This is a genomic window from Arthrobacter sp. SLBN-112 (assembly GCF_030944625.1).
Lineage (GTDB): Bacteria > Actinomycetota > Actinomycetes > Actinomycetales > Micrococcaceae > Arthrobacter.
This window is the reverse complement of record NZ_JAUSXY010000001.1, coordinates 2,082,495-2,104,472: the sequence shown is the minus strand read 5'-3', so window position 1 is coordinate 2,104,472 and position 21,978 is coordinate 2,082,495. Positions and strand designations below refer to the sequence as shown.

28 protein-coding genes are annotated in these 21,978 nt (G+C 63.3%); 1 reads left to right on the top strand and 27 read right to left on the bottom strand.

The window, feature by feature from the left end; translation table 11 throughout:
• Positions 1-50: 50 nt before the first annotated feature.
• The 23 genes from map to rpsJ form a co-directional block, all read right to left on the bottom strand.
• The gene (map, locus tag QF050_RS09950; protein WP_308930286.1) at positions 51-878 is read right to left on the bottom strand and encodes a type I methionyl aminopeptidase; all 828 of its coding nucleotides are present in this window, start codon (positions 876-878) and stop codon (positions 51-53) included.
• A 72-nt stretch (positions 879-950) separates the two neighbouring features.
• Positions 951-1,520 carry an adenylate kinase gene (locus QF050_RS09945; RefSeq protein ID WP_308932142.1) on the bottom strand — a complete coding sequence of 190 codons (570 nt, stop codon included), beginning with the start codon at positions 1,518-1,520 and terminating at the stop codon, positions 951-953.
• Between the two features lie 5 nt (positions 1,521-1,525).
• Positions 1,526-2,836 (bottom strand): preprotein translocase subunit SecY, encoded by a 1,311-nt coding sequence (gene secY, locus QF050_RS09940; protein WP_308930285.1) that lies wholly within the window; start codon positions 2,834-2,836, stop codon positions 1,526-1,528.
• A gap of 211 nt (positions 2,837-3,047) precedes the next feature.
• Positions 3,048-3,533: a 50S ribosomal protein L15 gene (gene rplO / locus QF050_RS09935; protein ID WP_308930284.1), complete on the bottom strand. Its 486-nt coding sequence runs from the start codon at positions 3,531-3,533 to the stop codon at positions 3,048-3,050.
• On the bottom strand, positions 3,534-3,740 hold the full coding sequence (gene rpmD, locus QF050_RS09930) for a 50S ribosomal protein L30 (RefSeq protein ID WP_018760444.1): 207 nt from the start codon (positions 3,738-3,740) through the stop codon (positions 3,534-3,536). It lies immediately after the preceding gene.
• A 2-nt stretch (positions 3,741-3,742) separates the two neighbouring features.
• Positions 3,743-4,429 carry a 30S ribosomal protein S5 gene (gene rpsE / locus QF050_RS09925; protein ID WP_308930283.1) on the bottom strand — a complete coding sequence of 229 codons (687 nt, stop codon included), beginning with the start codon at positions 4,427-4,429 and terminating at the stop codon, positions 3,743-3,745.
• Positions 4,430-4,456: 27 nt separating this feature from the next.
• A complete protein-coding gene (gene rplR / locus QF050_RS09920; protein WP_018760446.1) occupies positions 4,457-4,840 on the bottom strand; it encodes a 50S ribosomal protein L18 in 384 nt (127 codons plus the stop codon).
• Between the two features lie 2 nt (positions 4,841-4,842).
• On the bottom strand, positions 4,843-5,379 hold the full coding sequence (gene rplF / locus QF050_RS09915; protein WP_018769140.1) for a 50S ribosomal protein L6: 537 nt from the start codon (positions 5,377-5,379) through the stop codon (positions 4,843-4,845).
• An 18-nt stretch (positions 5,380-5,397) separates the two neighbouring features.
• Positions 5,398-5,796: a 30S ribosomal protein S8 gene (gene rpsH, locus QF050_RS09910; RefSeq protein WP_018760448.1), complete on the bottom strand. Its 399-nt coding sequence runs from the start codon at positions 5,794-5,796 to the stop codon at positions 5,398-5,400.
• Between the two features lie 82 nt (positions 5,797-5,878).
• Positions 5,879-6,457 (bottom strand): 50S ribosomal protein L5, encoded by a 579-nt coding sequence (gene rplE / locus QF050_RS09905; RefSeq protein ID WP_308932141.1) that lies wholly within the window; start codon positions 6,455-6,457, stop codon positions 5,879-5,881.
• 3 nt (positions 6,458-6,460) lie between these two features.
• Positions 6,461-6,823 (bottom strand): 50S ribosomal protein L24, encoded by a 363-nt coding sequence (gene rplX / locus QF050_RS09900; protein WP_308930282.1) that lies wholly within the window; start codon positions 6,821-6,823, stop codon positions 6,461-6,463.
• Positions 6,824-6,826: 3 nt separating this feature from the next.
• Complete coding sequence (gene rplN, locus QF050_RS09895) at positions 6,827-7,195, bottom strand: 50S ribosomal protein L14 (RefSeq protein WP_003803789.1); 369 nt, start codon at positions 7,193-7,195, stop codon at positions 6,827-6,829.
• Between the two features lie 501 nt (positions 7,196-7,696).
• On the bottom strand, positions 7,697-8,002 hold the full coding sequence (gene rpsQ, locus QF050_RS09890; RefSeq protein WP_018760451.1) for a 30S ribosomal protein S17: 306 nt from the start codon (positions 8,000-8,002) through the stop codon (positions 7,697-7,699).
• Entirely contained in the window at positions 7,999-8,328 is a 330-nt protein-coding gene (gene rpmC, locus QF050_RS09885; protein WP_018760452.1) for a 50S ribosomal protein L29, read from the bottom strand. The genes rpsQ and rpmC overlap by 4 nt, the downstream gene beginning before the upstream one ends.
• A gap of 2 nt (positions 8,329-8,330) precedes the next feature.
• On the bottom strand, positions 8,331-8,747 hold the full coding sequence (rplP, locus tag QF050_RS09880) for a 50S ribosomal protein L16 (protein ID WP_015937848.1): 417 nt from the start codon (positions 8,745-8,747) through the stop codon (positions 8,331-8,333).
• Positions 8,748-9,578, bottom strand: a complete 831-nt coding sequence (gene rpsC, locus QF050_RS09875; protein ID WP_308930281.1) for a 30S ribosomal protein S3 — start codon at positions 9,576-9,578, stop codon at positions 8,748-8,750. It abuts the gene before it with no gap.
• Positions 9,579-9,944: a 50S ribosomal protein L22 gene (gene rplV, locus QF050_RS09870; RefSeq protein WP_009358304.1), complete on the bottom strand. Its 366-nt coding sequence runs from the start codon at positions 9,942-9,944 to the stop codon at positions 9,579-9,581.
• A gap of 38 nt (positions 9,945-9,982) precedes the next feature.
• On the bottom strand, positions 9,983-10,264 hold the full coding sequence (gene rpsS / locus QF050_RS09865; RefSeq protein ID WP_003803803.1) for a 30S ribosomal protein S19: 282 nt from the start codon (positions 10,262-10,264) through the stop codon (positions 9,983-9,985).
• Positions 10,265-10,276: 12 nt separating this feature from the next.
• Entirely contained in the window at positions 10,277-11,116 is an 840-nt protein-coding gene (gene rplB, locus QF050_RS09860; RefSeq protein ID WP_026264302.1) for a 50S ribosomal protein L2, read from the bottom strand.
• 29 nt (positions 11,117-11,145) lie between these two features.
• A complete protein-coding gene (gene rplW / locus QF050_RS09855) occupies positions 11,146-11,451 on the bottom strand; it encodes a 50S ribosomal protein L23 (protein WP_011692807.1) in 306 nt (101 codons plus the stop codon).
• Positions 11,448-12,068 (bottom strand): 50S ribosomal protein L4, encoded by a 621-nt coding sequence (rplD, locus tag QF050_RS09850; RefSeq protein ID WP_018760455.1) that lies wholly within the window; start codon positions 12,066-12,068, stop codon positions 11,448-11,450. The genes rplW and rplD overlap by 4 nt, the downstream gene beginning before the upstream one ends.
• Before the next feature lie 4 nt (positions 12,069-12,072).
• Positions 12,073-12,723: a 50S ribosomal protein L3 gene (rplC, locus tag QF050_RS09845; RefSeq protein WP_308930280.1), complete on the bottom strand. Its 651-nt coding sequence runs from the start codon at positions 12,721-12,723 to the stop codon at positions 12,073-12,075.
• A gap of 17 nt (positions 12,724-12,740) precedes the next feature.
• Positions 12,741-13,049, bottom strand: coding sequence for a 30S ribosomal protein S10 (gene rpsJ, locus QF050_RS09840; protein ID WP_003803825.1), 309 nt, complete (start codon positions 13,047-13,049; stop codon positions 12,741-12,743).
• A 395-nt stretch (positions 13,050-13,444) separates the two neighbouring features.
• Between rpsJ and QF050_RS09835 the strand changes: the two genes are divergently transcribed.
• Positions 13,445-14,881, top strand: coding sequence for a GH1 family beta-glucosidase (locus tag QF050_RS09835; RefSeq protein ID WP_308930279.1), 1,437 nt, complete (start codon positions 13,445-13,447; stop codon positions 14,879-14,881).
• Between the two features lie 21 nt (positions 14,882-14,902).
• Here the strand turns inward: QF050_RS09835 and QF050_RS09830 are convergent, their stop codons facing one another.
• The 4 genes from QF050_RS09830 to tuf all read right to left on the bottom strand — a co-directional run bounded on the left by QF050_RS09830 (position 14,903) and on the right by tuf (position 21,957).
• Complete coding sequence (locus QF050_RS09830; RefSeq protein ID WP_308930278.1) at positions 14,903-16,153, bottom strand: Nramp family divalent metal transporter; 1,251 nt, start codon at positions 16,151-16,153, stop codon at positions 14,903-14,905.
• A gap of 105 nt (positions 16,154-16,258) precedes the next feature.
• Entirely contained in the window at positions 16,259-16,384 is a 126-nt protein-coding gene (locus QF050_RS09825; RefSeq protein WP_308930277.1) for a hypothetical protein, read from the bottom strand.
• 29 nt (positions 16,385-16,413) lie between these two features.
• Positions 16,414-20,616, bottom strand: a complete 4,203-nt coding sequence (locus tag QF050_RS09820; protein ID WP_308930276.1) for a hypothetical protein — start codon at positions 20,614-20,616, stop codon at positions 16,414-16,416.
• Between the two features lie 150 nt (positions 20,617-20,766).
• On the bottom strand, positions 20,767-21,957 hold the full coding sequence (tuf, locus tag QF050_RS09815; RefSeq protein WP_018760460.1) for an elongation factor Tu: 1,191 nt from the start codon (positions 21,955-21,957) through the stop codon (positions 20,767-20,769).
• Positions 21,958-21,978: the final 21 nt, after the last annotated feature.

The window sequence follows — 21,978 nt, the reverse complement described above, 5'->3', positions numbered from 1 at the left end:
GAGCCTGTCGAAACCCGGTCTTGGATTTCGACAGGCTCAACCACCGCGCCTTAAGGGATGGGGACGGGCGTGACGCCGAGGGGCACCAGCTGCTCCGCGCCGCCGTCGGGAGCTGACAGCACCCAGATGCCCTTCTCATGCACCGCAACCGAATGCTCCCACTGGCAGGACCGCTTGCCGTCGGTGGTGACCACGGTCCAGTCGTCGTCCAGCACCGCGGTGTCGATGCTGCCGCGGACCAGCATGGGTTCGATGGCAAGGCACAGGCCCGGCTTGATCTTGGGGCCGCGGTGGTTGGTGCGGTAGTTCAGCACGTCAGGTGCCATGTGCATCTCTGAGCCGATGCCATGGCCCACGTAGTCCTCCAGGATGCCCAGGGGCTTGCCGGGTACGGAGGAGACGTAATCGTCGATGGCGGCGCCGACATCGCCCACGTGGCTGCCCGTGGCCAGTGCCGCAATGCCCCGCCACATGGCCGCCTGGGTGACGTCGGAGAGCCGCTGGTCCTCAGGGTCCACGGTTCCCACGATCACGGTCCGGGCGGAATCAGAGTGCCAGCCGTTAACGATCGCCCCGCCGTCGATGGAAATGATGTCGCTGTCCTGCAGGACACGGCTGCCCGGGATGCCGTGGACCACCTCCTCGTTGACAGAGGTGCAGATGGTGGCCGGGAAGCCGTGGTAGCCCAGGAAGTTGGACTTCGCGCCTGCTTCGTTGAGGATTGCCGCGAAGACGTCGTCCAGGTGCTTGGTGGTGACCCCCGGCACCGCGGCGGCGACGGCGGCGTCCAGCGCGCGGCTGAGGACCAGTCCGGCCTCGTGCATGGTGCGCATCTGGGCGTTGTTCTTGTATTCGATGCGGGGTTGGCCGAAGGCCATGGTGTGTCCTTTCAAATGGCTGAGGCTCCTCCCGGATTCCGGGAGGAGCCTCGATAACCGTGGCGCCTTAAGTCAGGCTGCCTGTGCGGCCTTGATGGCCTGCATCACGCGGTCGGTTACTTCGTCGATGGGACCGATCCCGTCCACCTGGGTCAGGATGCCGCGCTCGGCGTACTTCGCCACTACGGCTTCCGTCTGCTCGTGGTAAAGATCAAGGCGGTGGCGGATGACGGCTTCATTGTCGTCGCTCCGGCCCGTCTCCTTGGCCCGGCCCAGGAGACGGTGCACCAGCTCTTCGTCGTCGGCCGTCAACTGCAGCACCACGTCGAGCTTCTCGTCGCCGTCGGCGAGGATCTCGTCAAGGTAGTCCACCTGCGCGGTGGTGCGCGGGTAGCCGTCCAGCAGGAAGCCGTTTTCGACGTCGGACTCGCCCAGGCGGTCGCGGACCATCTTGTTGGTCACGCTGTCCGGAACGAAGTCACCGTTGTCCATGTACTTCTTGGCCTCGATGCCGAGCGGGGTTTCGCCCTTCACGTTGGCACGGAAAATGTCGCCGGTGGAGATGGCCACAACGCCGAGGCGTTCTGAAATCCGCTCCGCCTGCGTTCCTTTTCCGGAACCGGGAGGTCCAATAATCAGCATTCTCGTCATCGCAAAAGCCCTTCGTAGTGACGTTGTTGTAGCTGCGCATCAATCTGCTTGACGGTCTCCAGGCCAACGCCCACCATGATCAGGATCGAGGTGCCACCGAACGGGAAGTTCTGGTTTGCGTTGATCAGCACCAGTGCCACCAGCGGAATCAGTGCCACGAAGCCCAGGTAGAGGGCGCCGGGCAGGGTGATCCGCGAGAGCACGTACTGCAGGTAGTCCGCGGTCGGCCGGCCGGCGCGGATACCTGGAATGAAGCCGCCGTACTTCTTCATGTTGTCTGAGACTTCTTCAGGGTTGAAGGTAATCGCGACGTAGAAGTAGGTGAAGAACACGATCAGCAGGAAATAGACCACCATGTAGATCGGGTGGTCACCGCGGGTCAGGTTGTTGTTGATCCATTCAACCCACGGCTGGAGCTGCTCGCCGTTCTTGGGCTGGTTGAACTGCGCAATCAGCCCGGGAATGTAGAGCATGGAGGAAGCGAAGATCACCGGAATGACGCCGGCCATGTTCACCTTGATGGGGATGTAGGTGCTGGTGCCACCCACCGTGCGCCGGCCGATCATACGCTTGGCGTACTGGACCGGGACGCGCCGCTGTGACTGTTCCACGAAGACCACCAGCGCGACCGTCAGCAGGCCCACCACCAGGACGAGGAAGAAGGTCCCCGGTCCCTGGGAGGTCCAGATCGCTCCGAGCGAGGTGGGGAACTGCGCTGCGATGGAGGTGAAGATCAGCAGCGACATGCCATTACCCACACCCTTTTCGGTGACAAGCTCGCCCATCCACATGATCAGGCCGGTGCCGGCCGTGAGCGTGATGATGATCAGGATGGTGGTGATGATGCTTGTATCCGGGATTATGGGGAGCTGGCAGCCTGGCAGCAGCTGGCCGGAACGGGCCAGGGACACCAGGGTGGTGGCGTTGAGCAAGCCCAGGGCAATGGTGAGGTAGCGGGTGTACTGGGTCAGCTTGGACTGGCCTGACGCGCCCTCGTCGTAAAGCTCCTGGAACCGGGGAATGACCACCCGGAGGAGCTGAACGATGATGCTGGCCGTGATGTACGGCATGATGCCCAAGGCGAAGATGGACACCTGGAGCAACGCGCCGCCGCTGAAGAGGTTGACGAGCTGGTACAGCCCGCCGGCAGTCTGACCGTTATGCAAGCATTGCTGGACATTCTGGTAGTTCACACCTGGCGAGGGAATGAAAGCACCCAAGCGGAAGATGGTGATGATTCCCAGCGTGAACAACAACTTGCGCCGCAGATCAGGCGTGCGAAAGGCCCGGCCAAATGCGCTAAGCAAGCGTCCTCCTGTGGTGTCAATAAGAGTGGGGTTGCGGAATTTGATAAATCCCGACATCCGAGTCTAACGGTTGGATGCGCCATGCGAACAATCCGTACCGGCCAAGGTACGCCGGATGGCAGGAAAAATTCGTCCGGCGGATATGAAAAACTCCCGGTATCCGGGGCCGAGGCCCGCGGATACCGGGAGTTCAACAGCTGGCGCCGTCCCTTTAGAGGGCGGTGGTGCTTCCGCCTGCTGCGGCAATCTTTTCAGCGGCGCTGGCCGAGAATGCGTGGGCGGTGATGTCAACCTTGACGGTGATGTCGCCGGTGCCCAGCACCTTGACGGGCTGGTTCTTGCGAACGGCACCCTTTTCGACCAGGTTCTCCACGGTGACTGCGCCACCTTCCGGGAACAGCTCGTTGAGCTTGTCCAGGTTTACAACCTGGAACTCAACCCGGAACGGGTTCTTGAAGCCGCGCAGCTTCGGCAGGCGCATGTGCAGCGGCAACTGGCCGCCGGCAAAGCCAGCCTTCACCTGGTAGCGGGCAGCCGTACCCTTGGTACCGCGGCCGGCGGTCTTACCCTTGGATGCCTCACCACGACCAACACGGGTCTTGGCGGTCTTGGCACCCGGAGCGGGACGCAGGTGGTGAACCTTCAGGGCGTTCTGCTTCTCAGCAGCCTGTGCCTTATCAGCAGTGTTCTCTGCCATTTACTTCGCCTCCTCTACCTTTACCAGGTGCGGAACCGTGTTGATCATCCCGACGGTCACGGCGTCGGCGGTGCGGACAACGGTGTGCCCGATCCGCTTCAGGCCGAGGGACCGCAGGGTATCGCGCTGGTTCTGCTTGCCGCCAATGGCGGACTTGATCTGAGTGATCTCCAACTGAGCGTCGGAGGGGACCAGGTTCTTAGCCATGACTAGGCACCTGCCTTCGGTGCGAGAAGGGCCTTCACCAGTGCCGGCGGGGCAACCTCGTCCAGCGGCAGGCCGCGGCGTGCTGCCACGGATGCCGGCTCTTCGAGGCGCTTCAGGGCATCAACGGTCGCGTGGACGATGTTGATGGCGTTGGAGGAACCGAGCGACTTGGAGAGGATGTCGTGGATACCCACGCACTCCAATACTGCACGGACCGGACCACCGGCGATAACACCGGTACCGGCGGAAGCCGGACGCAGCATTACGACGCCGGCAGCGGCTTCACCCTGAACGCGGTGCGGGATGGTGCTGCCGACGCGGGGAACGCGGAAGAAGGACTTCTTGGCCTCTTCAACGCCCTTGGCGATAGCAGCGGGAACTTCCTTGGCCTTGCCGTAGCCGACGCCGACCATGCCGTTCCCGTCACCAACGACCACCAGAGCGGTGAAGCTGAAGCGACGACCACCCTTGACGACCTTGGAAACGCGGTTGATGGTGACAACGCGCTCTACGAACTGGTTCTTTTCGGCTTCACGGCCACCGTCGCGGCCACCACGGCCACCGCGGTCGCCGCGGCCCTGGCCACGGTCTCCACGCTCGCCCCGACGGGCGCCACCACGGCGGTCCTCGGCAGCGGGGGCAGTGGTCTCAGCAGCTGCGGCTTCGGGCGCCTTCTGATCTGCAGACACAGTGTCCTTTTCCCTTGTTTGCTTCGGTCACAGTGACAGCCCACCTTCGCGTGCACCGTCGGCGACGGCAGCGATCCGGCCGTGGTACTTGTTACCACCACGGTCGAAAACGACAGCCTCGACGCCGGCAGCCTTGGCACGTTCGGCAACGAGCTCGCCGACGCGCTTGGCCTTGGCAGTCTTGTCACCGTCGAATGCACGAAGGTCAGCTTCCAGAGTGGACGCGCTTGCTACGGTCTGGCCAATGCTGTCATCGACAACCTGGACAAATACGTGGCGTGCGGAGCGGTTGACCACCAAACGGGGGCGGGCAGCCGTGCCGGCAATGCGCTTGCGGATACGAAGCTGGCGACGGCTGCGTGCAGCAGCCTTGCTCTTGTTCGTACGCTTCTTGTTAATGGCGATGGCCATGGTTACTTACCAGCCTTTCCGACCTTGCGGCGGATGACTTCGCCGGCGTAACGAATGCCCTTGCCCTTGTACGGGTCAGGCTTGCGCAGCTTGCGAATGTTGGCAGCAACTTCGCCGACCTGCTGCTTGTTGATGCCTGAGACAGAGAGCTTGGTCGGACCCTCTACTGCAAAGGTGATGCCAGCCGGAGCGGAAACGCTGACCGGGTGGCTGTAGCCGAGAGCGAACTCAAGGTCTGATCCCTTGGCCTGAACGCGGTAACCGGTACCAACGATTTCAAGCTTCTTCTCGTAGCCTGCGGTGACACCCTGGATCATGTTGGCGATCAGGGTGCGGGTCAGGCCGTGGAGCGAACGGGAGGCGCGCTCATCGTTCGGGCGGGAAACGGTCAGGGTGTTCTCGTCCAGGGCAACCTCGATGGGGCTGGCCACAGTGTGGGTCAGTTCCCCCTTGGAACCCTTGACGCTGACGACAGAGCCGTCAACCTTGACCTCAACGCCGGCAGGAACGGTGATGGGGAGACGTCCAATACGTGACATTATTCTCTTCCTTTCCCGTTACCAGACGTACGCGAGGACTTCGCCGCCCACGCCCTTCTTGCCGGCCTGCTTGTCAGTCAGGAGGCCGGAAGAGGTGGACAGGATTGCGATACCCAGGCCACCGAGCACGTGCGGCAGGTTGGTGGACTTCGCGTAAACGCGGAGACCCGGCTTGGAGATCCGGCGTACACCGGCGATGGAACGCTCGCGGTTCGGACCGAACTTGAGTTCGAGGGTCAGCTTCTTGCCAACCTCAGCGTCCTCTTCCTTCCAGCCGGCGATGAAACCTTCGGCCTTGAGGATGTCGGCAACGCGTGCCTTGAGCTTGCTGTACGGCATAGTCACGGAGTCGTGGTAAGCCGAGTTTGCGTTACGCAGGCGCGTAAGCATATCTGCGACAGGATCTGTCATTGTCATGTGGGCTCATGCCCTTCCTCATAACGGTTTCCGCCATTCCGTCCCGTGGGGAGCGGAGCAGCCGGACCTTTTACGTAGTTAATTAAGCTTCGGTTTTGAACGGGAAACCAAGCGCCTTGAGCAGCGCACGGCCTTCGTCATCGGTCTTCGCAGTGGTGACAACCGTGATGTCCATACCGCGGACGCGGTCGATCTTGTCCTGGTCGATTTCGTGGAACATAACCTGCTCGGTCAGACCGAAGGTGTAGTTGCCGTTGCCATCGAACTGCTTGCCGCTGAGGCCGCGGAAGTCGCGGATACGGGGCAGTGCGAGGCTAACCAGGCGGTCCACGAATTCCCACATACGGTCGCCACGCAGGGTTGCGTGTGCACCGATGGGCATGCCTTCGCGCAGCTTGAACTGTGCGATCGACTTGCGGGCCTTGGTAACCTGCGGCTTCTGGCCGGTGATCTGGGTGAGGTCGCGGACAGCGCCGTCGATCAGCTTGGAGTCCTTGGCGGCATCTCCAACACCCATGTTCACAACAACCTTCACCAGACGGGGTACCTGGTTCACGTTCGAGTACTTGAATTCATCCTGGAGCGCAGTCTTGATGGATTCGGCGTACTTGGTCTTCAGACGGGGAACGATCTTCGTTGCCGGAGTCGTCGATGGTCTCAGTCATTAGATGTCCTTCCCGGTGCTCTTGGACACGCGGATGCGGACGGTCTTGTTGACGCCGTTCTTCTCCACCGTGTCGAGGCGGAAGCCCACGCGGGTCGGCTTCTTGGTCGACGGGTCAACCAGGGCCACGTTGGAAATGTGGATCGGGGCCTCTACGACCTCGATGCCGCCGGTCTTGGTGCCGCGCTGCGACTGTCCAACCCGGGTGTGCTTGGTGACGCGGTTGATACCCTCAACCAGCACGCGGTTGGTGTCGGTGAATACGCGCAGAACCTTGCCCTGCTTGCCGCGGTCGCCGCCGCGCTCAGCCTTGGCGCCAGTGATGACCTGAACCAGGTCACCCTTCTTGATCTTTGCAGCCATGGACTAGAGCACCTCCGGAGCCAGAGAAACGATCTTCATGAACTTCTTGTCACGCAGTTCACGACCAACCGGTCCGAAGATACGGGTGCCGCGGGGGTCACCGTCGTTCTTCAGGATCACAGCTGCGTTCTCGTCAAACTTGATGTAGGAACCGTCCGCACGGCGGCGTTCCTTCTTGGTACGGACGATGACGGCCTTGACCACATCGCCCTTCTTTACGTTGCCGCCCGGGATTGCATCCTTGACGGTGGCGACGATGACGTCACCGATGCCTGCGTAGCGACGGCCGGATCCACCGAGAACGCGAATGGTAAGGATTTCCTTAGCACCCGTGTTGTCGGCGACCTTGAGTCGCGACTCCTGCTGAATCACTATTTACTCCTTGCGTCGCGCCGGTTCTCAGGCCGTGATCTTGCTACGGAATGAGCCTTGCGGAACGGTTGATCGGGGTGTCTCTTGACCTGCCTGGATTTTGCCAGACCAGGCCTAAACGCCCGTGCCGGAAGCAGTTGCTCCCATCCAGTCCGGGACGGATCCCGGGCGCACAGGGGCACTATGCTGTGGCACGCTTGTTTACGAGGTTGATGACAGCGCGCAAAAGGCGCCATACAAACTCAATATCCTAGCACGTATTCCGCCAGTCCCCATATCACCCTCCGCGCCCGCACTGCAAGATGGACGACGACGTCACCCGGCGCAGCCTTTCGGGCCGCCTGCGGTGCCACTCCCCCGGATCGGCGCAAGCCCGCCGTCGTCGTCTCCAGCAAAGGCTGCTGCGCGTGCCGCACGCCGGGGCACGGGGCCGCCGCACGGCTTAAACGAGGAAGCCCCCGCTCCCGTAAGGGAGCAGGGGCAACAGCGAAGCAGCAGGTGCTACTTGGCCTTCTCGAGGATTTCCACGAGCCGCCAGTTCTTGGTGGCGGACAGCGGACGGGTCTCGGCGATGACAACGAGGTCGCCGATGCCGGCGGTGTTCTCTTCGTCGTGTGCCTTGACCTTGGAGGTACGGCGGATAACCTTGCCGTACAGGGCGTGCTTTACGCGGTCCTCAACCTCGACAACGATGGTCTTTTCCATCTTGTCGGAGACCACGTAGCCGCGACGCGTCTTGCGGTAACCGCGCTCCCCAGCCTTGGCGGCGGTAGCAGTTTCCGTCACGTTCTCGTCCTTTTCACTCACTTGGCATCCTCCTCGGTCTCAACCGTTTCAGCCTTTTCGGCCTTCTTGGTTGCAGCCTTCTTGGACTTCTTTTCTTCCTTGGCTTCCACAACCGGTGCGGCAACCTCGGCACGAATGCCCAGCTCGCGTTCGCGGAGAACGGTGTAGATGCGGGCAATGTCCTTCTTTACTGCACGCAGGCGACCGTGGTTCTCCAGCTGTCCGGTGGCGGACTGGAAACGCAGGTTGAACAGCTCTTCCTTGGCCTTGCGGAGTTCTTCAACGAGACGCTCGTTGTCGAAACCGTCCAGCTGTGCGGGAGCCAGATCCTTGGATCCTACTGCCATTTCTACTCACCACCTTCGCGACGCACAATGCGTGCCTTCAACGGCAGCTTGTGGATTGCCAGGCGCAGGGCCTCGCGAGCTACCTCTTCATTGACACCGGAGAGTTCGAACAGAACCCGACCCGGCTTGACGTTGGCGACCCACCATTCCGGTGAACCCTTACCGGAACCCATGCGGGTTTCGGCCGGCTTCTTGGTCAGGGGACGGTCCGGGTAGATGTTGATCCAGACCTTACCGCCACGCTTGATGTGGCGGGTCATCGCGATACGGGCAGATTCGATCTGACGGTTGGTGACGTATGCCGGGCTCAGAGCCTGGATACCCCACTCACCGAACGAGACCTCGGTGCCGCCCGTGGCAGCGCCGGAACGACCCGGGTGGTGCTGCTTACGGTGCTTGACTCGACGTGGGATAAGCATTTAAGCCTGTCCTCCTTCTGCTGCTGCAGGTGCAGCTTCAGCTGCCGGAGCTTCGGCAGCAGGAGCTGCGTCAGCGGCCGGGCGGTCGTTGCGACGACGGCGGTCACCGCGGTCGGCGCCACCCGGACGGCCGGGACGCTCGCCACGGTTGCCGCGGGACGGTGCCGAAGCAGCCTGGGCGGCCAGTTCCTTGGCAGTGACGTCGCCCTTGTAGATCCAGACCTTCACGCCGATGCGGCCGAAGGTGGTCTTGGCTTCGTAGAAGCCGTAGTCGATGTTCGCACGGAGGGTGTGCAGGGGCACACGGCCTTCGCGGTAGAACTCCGAGCGGGACATTTCAGCGCCACCAAGACGGCCCGAGCAGGCAATGCGGATGCCCTTGGCACCTGCACGCTGTGCGGACTGCATGGCCTTCTTCATCGCGCGGCGGAAGGCCACGCGGGAAGTCAGCTGCTCTGCAACGCCCTGGGCCACAAGCTGGGCTTCCATCTCGGGGTTCTTGACCTCGAGGATGTTCAGCTGAACCTGCTTGCCGGTGAGCTTTTCGAGCTCGCCGCGGATGCGGTCTGCTTCTGCTCCACGGCGGCCGATGACGATGCCGGGACGTGCCGTGTGGATGTCCACGCGGACGCGGTCACGGGTGCGCTCGATCTCAACCTTGGCGATACCGGCGCGCTCCATGCCCGTGGACATGAGCTGGCGGATACGGATGTCTTCGCGAACGAAGTCCTTGTACCGCTGGCCGGCCTTGGTGCTGTCAGCGAACCAGTGCGATACGTGATCGGTGGTGATGCCGAGTCGGAACCCGTGCGGGTTTACTTTCTGTCCCACTTAGCGAGCCTCCTCTTTCTCCGGGGTAGCGACTACCACGGTGATGTGGCTGGTGCGCTTCTTGATCTGAAATGCACGACCCTGGGCACGCGGCTGGAACCGCTTCATGGTCGGGCCTTCATCAACAAACGCTTCGCTGATGATGAGGTCACCTTCGTCAAACGCCACGCCGTCGCGGTCCGCGAGGACCCGGGCGTTGGAGATTGCCGACTGAACTACCTTGAATACCGGCTCCGAAGCTGCCTGTGGGGCAAACTTCAGAATTGCCAGAGCCTCATTCGCTTGCAATCCACGAACAAGGTTGACGACGCGCCGGGCCTTCATAGGCGTTACGCGGATGTGGCGCGCAATTGCCTTGGCTTCCATTGCTTTCCTTCTCTCGTCTTTGACGTAAACGCAGGCGCCTAGCGGCGCTTGCCCTTACGGTCGTCCTTGACATGGCCGCGGAATGTCCGCGTGGGAGCGAATTCGCCGAGCTTGTGCCCGACCATCGACTCAGTGACAAACACCGGGATGTGCTTGCGTCCGTCGTGTACGGCGATCGTGTGCCCGAGCATGTCGGGGATGATCATCGAACGGCGTGACCAGGTCTTGATGACGTTCTTGGTGCCCTTTTCGTTTTCCCTGGCGACCTTCACAAAGAGGTGCTGGTCAACGAAAGGACCTTTTTTCAGGCTGCGTGGCATGTGTCCAGGCTCCTATCGCTTGTTCTTGCCAGTACGACGGCGACGCACAATAAGCTTGTCGCTCTCTTTGTTCGGGCGGCGGGTGCGGCCTTCACGCTTACCGTTCGGGTTGACGGGGTTACGTCCACCGGACGTCTTACCCTCACCACCACCGTGCGGGTGGTCAACCGGGTTCATGGCGACACCACGGACGGTCGGGCGGACGCCCTTCCACCGCATACGGCCGGCCTTGCCCCAGTTGATGTTCGACTGCTCGGCGTTGCCGACCTCGCCGACGGTTGCGCGGCAGCGCACGTCAACGTTGCGGATTTCGCCGGAAGGCAGACGCAGCTGGGCGAAACGGCCTTCCTTGGCAACGAGCTGGATGGATGCACCGGCGGAGCGGCCCATCTTGGCGCCGCCGCCCGGACGCAGTTCAACTGCGTGGATGACGGTACCCACCGGGATGTTCAGCAGGGGCAGGTTGTTACCGGGCTTGATGTCAGCACCGGCACCTGCCTCAACAACGTCACCCTGGGAGAGCTTGTTGGGGGCGATGATGTAACGCTTGGTGCCATCAACGTAGTGCAGGAGGGCGATGCGAGCCGTGCGGTTCGGATCGTACTCGATTTCGGCAACGCGGGCGTTGACGCCGTCCTTGTCGTGGCGACGGAAGTCGATCAGACGGTACTGGCGCTTGTGTCCACCACCCTTGTGACGGGTGGTGATCTTACCGGTGTTGTTACGGCCGCCCTTCTTGGGCAGCGGACGTACCAACGACTTTTCCGGCGTCGACCGCGTGATTTCGATAAAGTCCGCTACGCTCGAGCCGCGTCGGCCCGGGGTAGTCGGCTTGTACTTACGGATTCCCATAATTTATTTCCTCGTTAAAGTGGTCTCCGCTACGCGAGCGGACCGCCGAAGATGTCGATGGTGCCTTCTTTGAGGGTGACAATCGCACGCTTGGTGTTCTTGCGGGTACCCCATCCGAATTTGGTGCGCTTGCGCTTACCGGCACGGTTGATGGTGTTGATCGATTCGACCTTGACGGAGAAGATTTTCTCCACGGCCAGCTTGATCTCGGTCTTGTTCGAACGGGGGTCCACCAGGAAGGTGTACTTGCCCTCGTCGATCAGGCCGTAGCTCTTTTCCGACACGACGGGTGCAAGCACGACGTCGCGGGGATCCTTGATGGTGGCTGCACTCACTTGGCATCCTCCTCGTTCTTAGCTGCCTTGGCGGCTACGAATGCTTCGTAGGCTGCCTTGGTGAAGACAACGTCATCGGAGACGAGAACGTCGTAGGTGTTCAGCTGGTCTGCGTACAGAACGTGAACGCCGGCGAGGTTGCGCACGGACAGTGCGGCAACGTCGTTATCGCGCTCGATGACGACCAGCAGGTTCTTGCGGTCGGAAACACCGCGGAGCGTTGCCAGTGCGGTCTTGGCGGAGGGCTTGGTGCCTTCAACCAGTTCTGCGACAACGTGGATGCGTCCGTTGCGGGCCCGGTCGGAGAGTGCGCCACGCAGTGCAGCAGCAATCATCTTCTTGGGGGTGCGCTGGCTGTAGTCACGCGGGGTGGGACCGTGGACAACGCCACCGCCGGTCATGTGAGGAGCACGGATTGAACCCTGACGGGCGCGGCCGGTGCCCTTCTGCTTGAACGGCTTGCGTCCTGCACCGGAAACTTCGGCGCGGGTCTTGGTCTTGTGGGTTCCCTGGCGTGCAGCAGCGAGCTGAGCAACGACAACCTGGTGCAGCAGGGGCACGTTGGTCTGAACGTCGAAGATCTCTGCAGGCAGGTCAACCTGGACAGTGTTAGCCATTGAACTAGGCTCCCTTCACGGCGGTGCGTACGAAGACGACCTGGCCGCGGGCACCGGGAACGGCGCCCTTGATCAGGAGCAGCGACTTCTCGACGTCAACCGCGTGAACGGTGAGGTTCAGCGTGGTGTGACGAACGGCGCCCATGCGGCCGGCCATTTTCATGCCCTTGAAGACGCGGCTCGGGGTGGATGCGCCACCGATTGAACCGGGCTTACGGTGGTTCTTGTGGGCACCGTGGGAAGCGCCGACGCCGTGGAAGCCGTGACGCTTCATAACACCGGCGAAGCCCTTACCCTTGGTGGTGCCGATGACGTCGATCTTCTGGCCGGCTTCGAAGAGCTCTACGGAGAGCTCCTGGCCCAGCTCGTACTCGGCAGCATCTGCGGTACGGAGTTCGACGACGTGGCGGCGAGGCGTGACGCCTGCCTTTTCAAAGTGACCAGCCAGCGGCTTGGTGACCTTGCGGGGATCGATCTGGCCGTAGCCGATCTGAACGGCGACGTAACCATCGGTCTCAGCGTTGCGCAGCTGGGTGATGACGTTCGAGTCTGCCTGGACCACAGTGACGGGGATGAGCTTGTTGTTCTCGTCCCAGACCTGGGTCATGCCGAGCTTCGTGCCCAGCAGGCCCTTTACGTTACGGGTTGCGGTCATAGTTTCTCAGCACCTCCCTACAGCTTGATTTCGATGTTCACGTCAGCCGGCAGGTCGAGACGCATGAGCGAGTCGACGGCCTTCGGCGTGGGATCGATGATGTCGATAAGACGCTTGTGCGTGCGCATTTCAAAGTGCTCGCGGCTGTCCTTGTACTTGTGCGGAGAGCGGATCACGCAGTACACGTTCTTCTCCGTCGGCAGCGGCACGGGGCCAACTACCGTTGCGCCTGCGCGCGTGACCGTCTCAACGATCTTCCGTGCTGAAACGTCAATGACCTCGTGGTCGTATGACTTCAGCCGGATGCGGATTTTTTGTCCCGCCATGTCGCCTGACTCTCTTTCAGTCTGTGCTTCCCCGGTTTAGGGCTGCCCTGTTCACTTACTCGTTGTATGGCTGCCGAAGCATTTGAGGTCGTGACCACCATCCGCCGCACAAACTGAATCCGGATAAATCCGGGTTCCTCACCTTGCCGGCGTAACCGACCCCCGCGGTCGGGCGTGTCGCGCTGGGCGCGCATATGAATCCGCAGTTCCTTGGGGGTGGGTTATGTTTGGACTTCAGCTTGGACCCTGCACCCGGCATTATCCGGATCGGGACGCGAAGAAGCGCTTGAACAACTCATCTAGTATGCCGGAAAACCCGGCCAGATGCGAATCGTCCCTTTTCAGGCCCGGCAACGGCCATTGCCGTGGACGGGAAGCCACTGGATGATAGGGGCATGACCATGGAAGGCACGGAATCGGTGACCGAACTGGCCGGGCGCGTGCCGGCGTCGTTCACCCTGGGCGTCGCGGCAGCGGCATTCCAGATCGAAGGCGCACTCAAGGCGGACGGCCGGGGACCCTCCGGATGGGACGCCTTCGTCGAAAAACCCGGGGCGATACTGGACGGCCACTCCCCCGCAGTCGCCTGCGACCACTACAACAGGCTGCCCGAAGACGTGGCGCTGCTCAAGGAGCTGGGCGTTGGCTCGTACCGCTTCTCGCTCTCCTGGCCCCGTATCCAGCCCGATGGCCAGGGCAGCTTCAATGCCCAGGGCCTGGACTTCTACGACCGACTGATCGACGAGCTCCTTGAGGCCGGCATCTCCCCCATGGCCACCCTCTACCATTGGGACACCCCGCTGCCGCTCGAGCACCGGGGCGGCTGGCTGAACCGGGACACTGCGCATCGGTTTGCCGAATACGCCAGGGCAGCCGGCGACCGGTTCGGGGACCGGGTGGCGCAGTGGGTAACCCTCAATGAACCCGTCTCGGTGACCCTGAACGGGTATGCCCTGGGGGTGCACGCACCGGGGCGCCGCCTGATGTTCAATGCCCTGCCCGCCATCCACCACCAGCTCCTGGCGCACGGCCTGGGAGTCCAGGCTCTGCGGGCCGCCGGTGTTGCCGGTGGCATCGGCCTGACGAACCTGCACTCACCGGTGAGGCCCGCAACCCGGAAGATCGGCGACCGGCTGGTGGCCCACCTGTACGACCTGCTGATGAACCGACTTTATGCCGACCCCGTCCTGCTTGGCAGGTACCCGTCCCTGCCTTTGTACGCCAGGCCGTGGCTGCGCTCCATTGGCAGGATCTCCGACGCAGACCTGAAGACCATCCACCAGCCGCTGGATTTCTACGGGCTCAACTACTACTTCCCGGTCAAGGTTGCGCTCGGCCCCGGCATCACCCCCTTGCCTGCGGACATGCACCAGGAGCTGGCCCGGCTTCCCTTCCACGAGGTGGGGTACCCGGAATACGGCAGCACCGGCTTCGGTTGGCCGGTGGCACCGCACCACCTGGGCATCCTGCTAAAGGAAATGCGGGACCGGTACGGCGACGCCCTTCCGCCGGTGTACATCACCGAGGGCGGGGCCAGCTTCCCCGAGCCCGACCGTGTATCCGGGACATTGGAGGACGCCGACCGGGTGGACTACCTCGCAGCGCACCTGGGGACTGCCCTTGACGCCACCGCCCCCGGCGGTATTGCGGACGGCGTGGACCTGCGCGGCTACTACGTGTGGACCCTGATGGACAACTTCGAGTGGGCCGCCGGCTACTCGCAGCGTTTTGGCCTGGTGCACGTGGACTTTGAGACCCTTGAACGGACCCCGAAAAGGTCCTTCTACTGGTACCAGGCTCTCTCGCGGGCGCGGGCACGCCGGGACAGCTAGCGCAGGGCTGCCGGCTGCGGCTCAGGCATGTCCGGACACCGTGAGGACTATCAGGACACAGTTCAGCCCAACGATCAGCGCGGCACTCGTCCAGCCGGCAACGCGCAGCGGCTTGGAGTCCACGTGGATACCCATCACCTCCCGGCTGCCTGTGAGCCGGATGAGTGGGATCAGCGCGAACGGAATCCCGAAGCTGAGGAGCACCTGGCTCAGGACCAGGGCGAGCGTCGGTTCAATACCCGCGCCCAGGACCACCAGTGCCGGGATAAGGGTGATGATCCGCCGGACCAGGAGGGGAACCTTCATCTTCAGCAGGCCGCCCATGATCGTGGCGCCGGCGTAGCAGCCCACGGAGGTGGAGGCCAGGCCCGAGGCCAGCAGGCCCACGGCGAATACGACGCCGATCACCGGTCCGAGCGCCGACGTCACCGCGGCGTGCGCCCCGGCAATGGTGTCGGTTCCCTCCACGCCGCGGAGGCTTGTGGCAGCCAGCAACAGCATGGCGATATTGACGATTCCGGCAAGCAGCAGGGCACCGGCGACGTCAAAGCGCGTGGCCCGGATCAGCCGGGACCGGACCCGCGGATCCGGTGAGAAGCCATGGCGGTCCCGTGCCAGGGCTGAGTGCAGGTAGATCGCGTGCGGCATGACGGTTGCCCCGAGCATGCTGGCCGCCAGCAGGACCGTATCCGTCCCCTCGAACCGCGGCACAAGGCCAGCCAGGGCACCCCCCGCGTCAGGTGGGCTGACGAACAGACCCGAGACGAAACCGACCGCTATCACGCCCAGGAGCATCAGGATGGCGATCTCGAAGGACTTCTGGCTCCGGTGTGATTGCAGTGCCAGCAACAGCATGGAGGCTACGCCAATGATGAATCCGCCCGCGAGGAGGGGCACTCCGAAGAGGAGGTTGAGCGCCACGGCGCCGCCGATCACCTCGGCCATGTCCGTAGCCCCGGCCACAATCTCGGCCTGGGCCCAGAAGGCACGGCGGCGACGGGTACCCAGCCGCTTGCCCAGGATTTCCGGCAGGCTCATGCCGGTGGCGAGCCCAAGCTTTGCGGACTGGTACTGGATCAATACCGCCATGGCGTTGGCCGCCACGAGGACCCACACGAGCAGGTACCCGAAGTTGGCACCAGCGGTCAGGTTTGCGGCAACATTGCCCGGATCCACGTAGGCGATGGCCGCCACGAAGGCAGGTCCGAGCAGCAGGAGCCGGGACCAGGCCTTGGGGGCGGCAGGTCCGGCTGTCAGTGTTGGAGCAGCCATTTCGTGTCCTCGTCGTTGCGGGCATCAATAAGACGAGGATAGCGCGAATTTAGGCATACCGAAAAGTAGGAATACGGTAGACCGGCAAACTTTGAAGGGCCCGTGTTACTGGTTCTTGTTGGACCTGTTGATCCGCTTGGCGCGATCGATCTCGCGCCGGAAATACCTTCTGGCCCAGAACGCCCCGGCGACTACGGCAACCGCGATGATCAGGAAAATAAGCCATCCCATGATGGACTCCTTTCAGTGCTGAAACAGTATCAGGGCGCGTCCCCTGCTTTATCCGCACCGGCGGCAGCTCGGTTGAGGCGCCACACCGCGAAGGCAATAAGGCCGACGGCGACAATTGCCAGGAGCGCAAAAGTGTACTGCCGCATCGCCCACAGGACGCAGACGGCGATCCCCACCGCACCCCACCTGACGAAGAGCCTGTCACCAACAACAAGCCCCGCAGCCAGAAACACTGCCAGCCATACCAGCACCCACAGCTGGTGGGAGGCTTCGCCGCCGAAGATGGTGCCCAGCCCGGACAGTGAGAGCAGCCCCGCCGAGGCACACGCATAACGCCGGCCCACGGAAGGACTGCCTGTCAGGTACCGCAGGCCTGCCAGCGCAGCCGCCAGCAGCATGTACCACTGCGCCACCCAGAAGGGATCCGCCTGGGAAGCTGCCGGCCACGGCAGGAGTCCCCGGGCTCCGCTGAACTCGAATATTGCTGCCCGCTGGACAGCAGCCACAATCAGGATGGCAGCCAGTTCCGCAGCAGGCCTGCGCATGCGGGGTGAAGGTTCGAAGACTGCAACAGCCGCGGCGGCAATGAGCACGCCCACACCGGCCCAGGCGGTCCCGTCCCGGTACAGGCCCGCTGCCGCTGCCAGCACAAGGCCAAAGAACGCGCCGCCCGCCAGGGACCAGCGCCGGACCGGATCATCCGCCAACGCCGCTGACCGTGCCCGGCGCGCTGCATACAGCCCCAATGCCGCTGCACCCGGGCCCGCCAACCACGGCAGATAGCGTTCCCACTCCCCCGGGCCAGCATCGCTCCCAAGTCCCGGCAAAGCGTTCGCAAGCATAAAGGCTCCGCCAAGGACGGCGGCCGCGGCAGGCGGATAGAGCATCGGCACGGCTTCAACATGGGAGGCCGTCAGCAGGACTGCGGCCACAGCCAGCACAGCAGCTCCCGGAAGCCAGCCAGCTGCTTGCGGCGACACAGCCAGCGCCGCACCGGTGAATGTTCCTGCGGCGGCGAGCCACAGGCGGAGTTCCGGGCCGGCCGCAGAAGCGCTGCGGCGCCGCCACTCCGGACCGGCCGCCGCTGCCGCAAGGCCCAAGAACAGCAGCACAACCGCCGTCCCGGTGAAGCTGAGGGCTGCCACGTCCCCGAAAGCAACCACCGGACTGAGGGACAAAACACCGAAGAGCAGGCCGTAAATGCCGAAGTACAACGCACCGCGGGCAACGAACAGCCTGCGGGCCACGGCAGCCGAAACCACCAGGAGGCCCACCTCAAGGAGCAACACCCAACGGCCGGCGTCGCCCATCCCGCCGCCGCCCGGCAGCGAGCCACTGAGGTCCGTGCCAGGCCACAAAGCCCCGTGCTGCACGGCGTAAACCAGGGGCAGCAGGGCCTGGCCTGCAAGGGTGATCCATACGGCGGCTTGCTGGAACGGCACGGCAGCGAGCCGGAAACGCATCATCCAGCGGATCACATGCTGGGCAGCGAGGACGAGAGCAAACGTTACGGAGACAGCGGTAGGTGACGCCGTGACATCGTCGCTGAGCACCAGGGCAAGGACGGCAGTGAGCACGCGCGCGGCAACGAAGTACCACCCTTTGCTCCGAGGCCGGGGAACCGCCACCACCATGACGGCGGCAAAGACGGCGAAGACACCCAGGAGAACCTCCACCACCCGGACATTTCCGAGCGAGAGGCCGACGAGGATCAGGAAGGACACCGGGGCAAACACCACAGTGACGGGCTCGGTCCGCAGGACGTAGGCAGCCAGCGCGGCGGCAATTGCAGCCCCGGACACGGCAACGAGGTGTTGCCAACTCCCGGAGGCTTGCTGCGCCAGGACGGCACAGGCGGCAAGCTGCAGCAGGATGACACAGGCGGCATCGAACACCACGCCCGCAGGAGCCCGCCGCAGCATTTGCCCGCCCAGCGGCAGGGCCAGCTGAACGAACAATGCGGCGAAGAGAACGCTGGCCGGATGCAACTCCTCCCCGCCGACAACGATACTGCCGGTGCTGTGCTGCAACTGCGAGAACGCCGTCAACACCAGAACAGTTCCTGCCGCCCGGGCCGCCCACCAATAAGCCCACCGGTGCTCCAGCGCCGGTAGCCTGGGCGCAGAAGCCACCATGTACGCCAGCAGCAGCAAGAGCACCAGGTTGCCGGCTCCCTCCGAAAGCCTCATAAACGCGAACGCTGCAAGCATCGCTGCCACCACCGGTGCAAGGAACTCTCCGGCGCCGAACCGCCAGTTGCGCGAGTCCGTAGGTTTGCCGGTCAGCAACAGGCCGGTCACAAGGACGGCGGCCAGTTGGATCAGCACCGCTGCCCACGTCAGTCCCTGGGAACCGCGGCCCTCAAGTGACGAGACGCTGGCGATACTCCCCAGGCCAACAAGCGTGAAACCGACCAGGCTCACTTGGGGTGCCAGTGCGCTTATCCCGAATCGCTGAATCCCCGCTGAGAGAAGTTGCTGTGCTGCAGCGGCGATCAGCAACACGAACCACACGGCCCGGTCCTGCACAGCGCCTTCGGTCACGGCTGCCGCCACGGCAGGCGCCAGTAGTGTGACGGCCACGCGTGCGTTGAGCACCATGAGGCGACGCAACGCCCCGTCCGCAGCGTAGGCCCTGACTGCCCAGAAGCCCGAGGCCAGGGCGAGCAGCACCGCAAACATTCCTTCACCGATGTGATGGCTGACGACGGCTGCCAGCAACAGAGCCGGAACCGGGGCAATCTCGGCGCGGCCGCGAAGCCTGGCAGCCAGCGTAAAACCCGTGACAAGGCTGATCAGGACGGGAAGCCACAATGGCACAGGGGTGACAGATATCCGAGCCGGCGGGAAGAAGCCCGCGACGACGACAGCCAGCGCAAAGACGGCCGTGGCCGCGATCTGGAGGCCGAACTCGATGAAAGCGTCACGCCGCCACCGTGCCATACCCGCTTTCGGGACGGGATGGGCCGCCCTTTGGTGCCCGCCGGTCACGCCGGTTGCCCGCGTGATCCAGGTTTCAAGGCGCGCACCCATGAACGCAACAGCCACTGACTGGGCGCCGAGCAGCACGACGAGGGTGAACAGGGCGTCCGTCCCGCGGCCTGTCATGTGCCACATCCCGACGGCGGCCGCGATTGTCAGTGCCACCCTCGCGGCCCTGAAATAAGCCAACCTTAAGGCAGCCGCGGCTGCTGCAAACACGGCGAAGTATGCCCCACAGGTGCCGAGGACGAGTGCATACTCTGCCTTGGTCAACCCCGGTTCAGCCGGCAGGAACAGCGACAACGAGGCCGCGGCGGCGACGCCTGGCACCAAGTAGGGGTGCAGCGCGGCGAGCGGCCCGACGAAGAGTGGCGGCAGCCAGGCGGGGCGCAGGTGCGATAACAGCGTGAATACCACGGCCACGCTGATCAGCGCCGCGAAATACCAAATGAGTGCTCCCCCGAGGACAGCAACTCCCGACCACGCACTCGACACCACGAACGTCAAGGAGAGGTACGTCAGGACTTTACTCTCCAGCCTGATGGCGGCCGCTACATAGGCGGCGGTTCCCACTATGGACGTCAGCAACCAGGTGGCGGGCCCGTTATGCCAGGCAAAGTTGTACAGCGCCAGGCCGGAGACCGGCACCAGCGCCAGGCCGGTCCCCGTGAAGGCGACGGCGGCGGGCCTCAACCGCGCGATCTTCGCATGCAGCCCGAAGCCCAGGCAGTAGAACATCGTAGTGACGGCGCCTACGCCGGCAAAGCGCAGCATCGGCGGCAGCCCGCTGCCGACAAACAGAGCGGCAGCAGCCACCAGGAGCAGGCTCGCTACGTAGAGCGTGGTGTTGATGTTCTGCCGGTCCCGCCGTTCACGGCGCGCCTGGCGCTCGGCAGGCGTGAATGCGGGCCGTACGGTACGGACACCGGGCGGTGCAGGTGCGGGGCGCCGTGGCTGCACCCGCAGCCCGGGGCCAACGACGATTCCGGATCCCTCGGCGTCGACCTGGGCGGCCATGGCGGAGGGAGCCGGTATGACCTGCCCGGCTGGCGCTGCCGCGGCGGATGCTGCGGTTTCCCGCGGAGAGACAGCAGCGGGCTCCCGCACAGGAACAGGCGTGGGCTGCACGCCTTGGGGCGCGGGCTGGGGCGTGCCAGTCGGCTGCCGCATCTGTTCGATTGGCGCTATGGCATCCAACCAACCCTGCAGGTGGCCGGCCCGGTAGCCTGCGGCATACGACTCGTCCCTCATGTCCGGCCTTCTCCTAACAGACAGCAGCAATCCACTTTTTTATCCAGCGAATGGATAAATTTTAGCAAAAGAAAACCCCGCTGCGCAGGGCAGCGGGGTTTTCTGTGGATTACCGAATCAATGATTCGGATGGTCCGTGATCAGCAGAAACTACTTGATGATCTTGGTAACACGTCCCGAACCAACGGTGCGGCCGCCTTCACGGATTGCGAAGCCGAGGCCCTCTTCCATTGCGATGGGCTGGATGAGCGCAACGGTCATCTCAGTGTTGTCGCCAGGCATAACCATTTCCGTGCCCTCAGGCAGGGTGATAACGCCGGTTACGTCCGTGGTGCGGAAGTAGAACTGCGGGCGGTAGTTGGAGTAGAACGGGTTGTGACGTCCGCCTTCGTCCTTGGAGAGGATGTAGACGTTTGCCTCGAAGTCGGTGTGCGGGGTGATGGAACCCGGCTTGACGACAACCTGGCCACGCTCGACATCGTCGCGCTTCAGACCGCGGAGCAGGAGGCCACAGTTCTCGCCGGCCCATGCTTCGTCGAGCTGCTTGTGGAACATCTCGATACCGGTAACCGTGGTCTTCTGGACCGGGCGGATGCCGACGATCTCGACCTCGGAGTTGATGGCGAGGGTTCCACGCTCGGCGCGGCCCGTAACAACGGTGCCACGACCGGTGATGGTGAAGACATCTTCGATCGGCATCAGGAACGGCTTGTCGCGGTCACGTACGGGGTCCGGAACGGACTCGTCGACAGCAGCCATCAGGTCCTCAACGGACTTGACCCACTCGGGGTCGCCTTCCAGGGCCTTCAGGCCGGAAACGCGGACAACCGGAGCGTTGTCACCGTCGAAGCCCTGCGAGCTCAGGAGCTCACGAACTTCCATTTCGACGAGGTCGAGGAGCTCTTCGTCGTCAACCATGTCAGCCTTGTTCAGCGCGACCAGCAGGTAGGGAACACCAACCTGGCGGGCCAGCAGAACGTGCTCGCGGGTCTGAGCCATCGGGCCGTCGGTAGCAGCAACCACGAGGATTGCGCCGTCCATCTGGGCAGCACCGGTGATCATGTTCTTGATGTAGTCAGCGTGGCCGGGGGCGTCAACGTGTGCGTAGTGACGCTTCTCGGTCTGGTACTCCACGTGGGAGATGTTGATGGTAATACCGCGCTGACGCTCTTCGGGTGCAGAGTCGATCGACGCGAAGTCACGCTTCTCGTTGAGAGTCGGGTACTTGTCGTACAGCACCTTGGAAATGGCGGCCGTCAGCGTCGTCTTACCGTGGTCAACGTGACCAATGGTGCCGATGTTGACGTGCGGCTTAGTCCGCTCGAACTTTGCCTTTGCCACAGGTTCCTCCTAGAACGTTTT

What these genes read in the sequence shown, in the direction of transcription:
- map (WP_308930286.1), bottom strand. Translation starts at nt 878, where the DNA reads ATGGCCTTCGGCCAACCCCGCATCGAATACAAGAACAACGCCCAGATG.
- QF050_RS09945 (WP_308932142.1), bottom strand. Translation starts at nt 1,520, where the DNA reads ATGCTGATTATTGGACCTCCCGGTTCCGGAAAAGGAACGCAGGCGGAG.
- rplO (WP_308930284.1), bottom strand. Translation starts at nt 3,533, where the DNA reads ATGGCAGAGAACACTGCTGATAAGGCACAGGCTGCTGAGAAGCAGAAC.
- rpmD (WP_018760444.1), bottom strand. Translation starts at nt 3,740, where the DNA reads ATGGCTAAGAACCTGGTCCCCTCCGACGCTCAGTTGGAGATCACTCAG.
- rplR (WP_018760446.1), bottom strand. Translation starts at nt 4,840, where the DNA reads ATGGCCATCGCCATTAACAAGAAGCGTACGAACAAGAGCAAGGCTGCT.
- rplF (WP_018769140.1), bottom strand. Translation starts at nt 5,379, where the DNA reads ATGTCACGTATTGGACGTCTCCCCATCACCGTTCCTGCCGGCGTTGAG.
- rpsH (WP_018760448.1), bottom strand. Translation starts at nt 5,796, where the DNA reads ATGACAATGACAGATCCTGTCGCAGATATGCTTACGCGCCTGCGTAAC.
- rplX (WP_308930282.1), bottom strand. Translation starts at nt 6,823, where the DNA reads ATGGCTGCAAAGATCAAGAAGGGTGACCTGGTTCAGGTCATCACTGGC.
- rpmC (WP_018760452.1), bottom strand. Translation starts at nt 8,328, where the DNA reads ATGGCAGTAGGATCCAAGGATCTGGCTCCCGCACAGCTGGACGGTTTC.
- rplP (WP_015937848.1), bottom strand. Translation starts at nt 8,747, where the DNA reads ATGCTTATCCCACGTCGAGTCAAGCACCGTAAGCAGCACCACCCGGGT.
- rplV (WP_009358304.1), bottom strand. Translation starts at nt 9,944, where the DNA reads ATGGAAGCCAAGGCAATTGCGCGCCACATCCGCGTAACGCCTATGAAG.
- rpsS (WP_003803803.1), bottom strand. Translation starts at nt 10,264, where the DNA reads ATGCCACGCAGCCTGAAAAAAGGTCCTTTCGTTGACCAGCACCTCTTT.
- rplB (WP_026264302.1), bottom strand. Translation starts at nt 11,116, where the DNA reads ATGGGAATCCGTAAGTACAAGCCGACTACCCCGGGCCGACGCGGCTCG.
- rplD (WP_018760455.1), bottom strand. Translation starts at nt 12,068, where the DNA reads ATGGCTAACACTGTCCAGGTTGACCTGCCTGCAGAGATCTTCGACGTT.
- rplC (WP_308930280.1), bottom strand. Translation starts at nt 12,723, where the DNA reads ATGACCGCAACCCGTAACGTAAAGGGCCTGCTGGGCACGAAGCTCGGC.
- rpsJ (WP_003803825.1), bottom strand. Translation starts at nt 13,049, where the DNA reads ATGGCGGGACAAAAAATCCGCATCCGGCTGAAGTCATACGACCACGAG.
- QF050_RS09835 (WP_308930279.1), top strand. Translation starts at nt 13,445, where the DNA reads ATGACCATGGAAGGCACGGAATCGGTGACCGAACTGGCCGGGCGCGTG.
- QF050_RS09830 (WP_308930278.1), bottom strand. Translation starts at nt 16,153, where the DNA reads ATGGCTGCTCCAACACTGACAGCCGGACCTGCCGCCCCCAAGGCCTGG.
- QF050_RS09825 (WP_308930277.1), bottom strand. Translation starts at nt 16,384, where the DNA reads ATGGGATGGCTTATTTTCCTGATCATCGCGGTTGCCGTAGTCGCCGGG.
- QF050_RS09820 (WP_308930276.1), bottom strand. Translation starts at nt 20,616, where the DNA reads ATGAGGGACGAGTCGTATGCCGCAGGCTACCGGGCCGGCCACCTGCAG.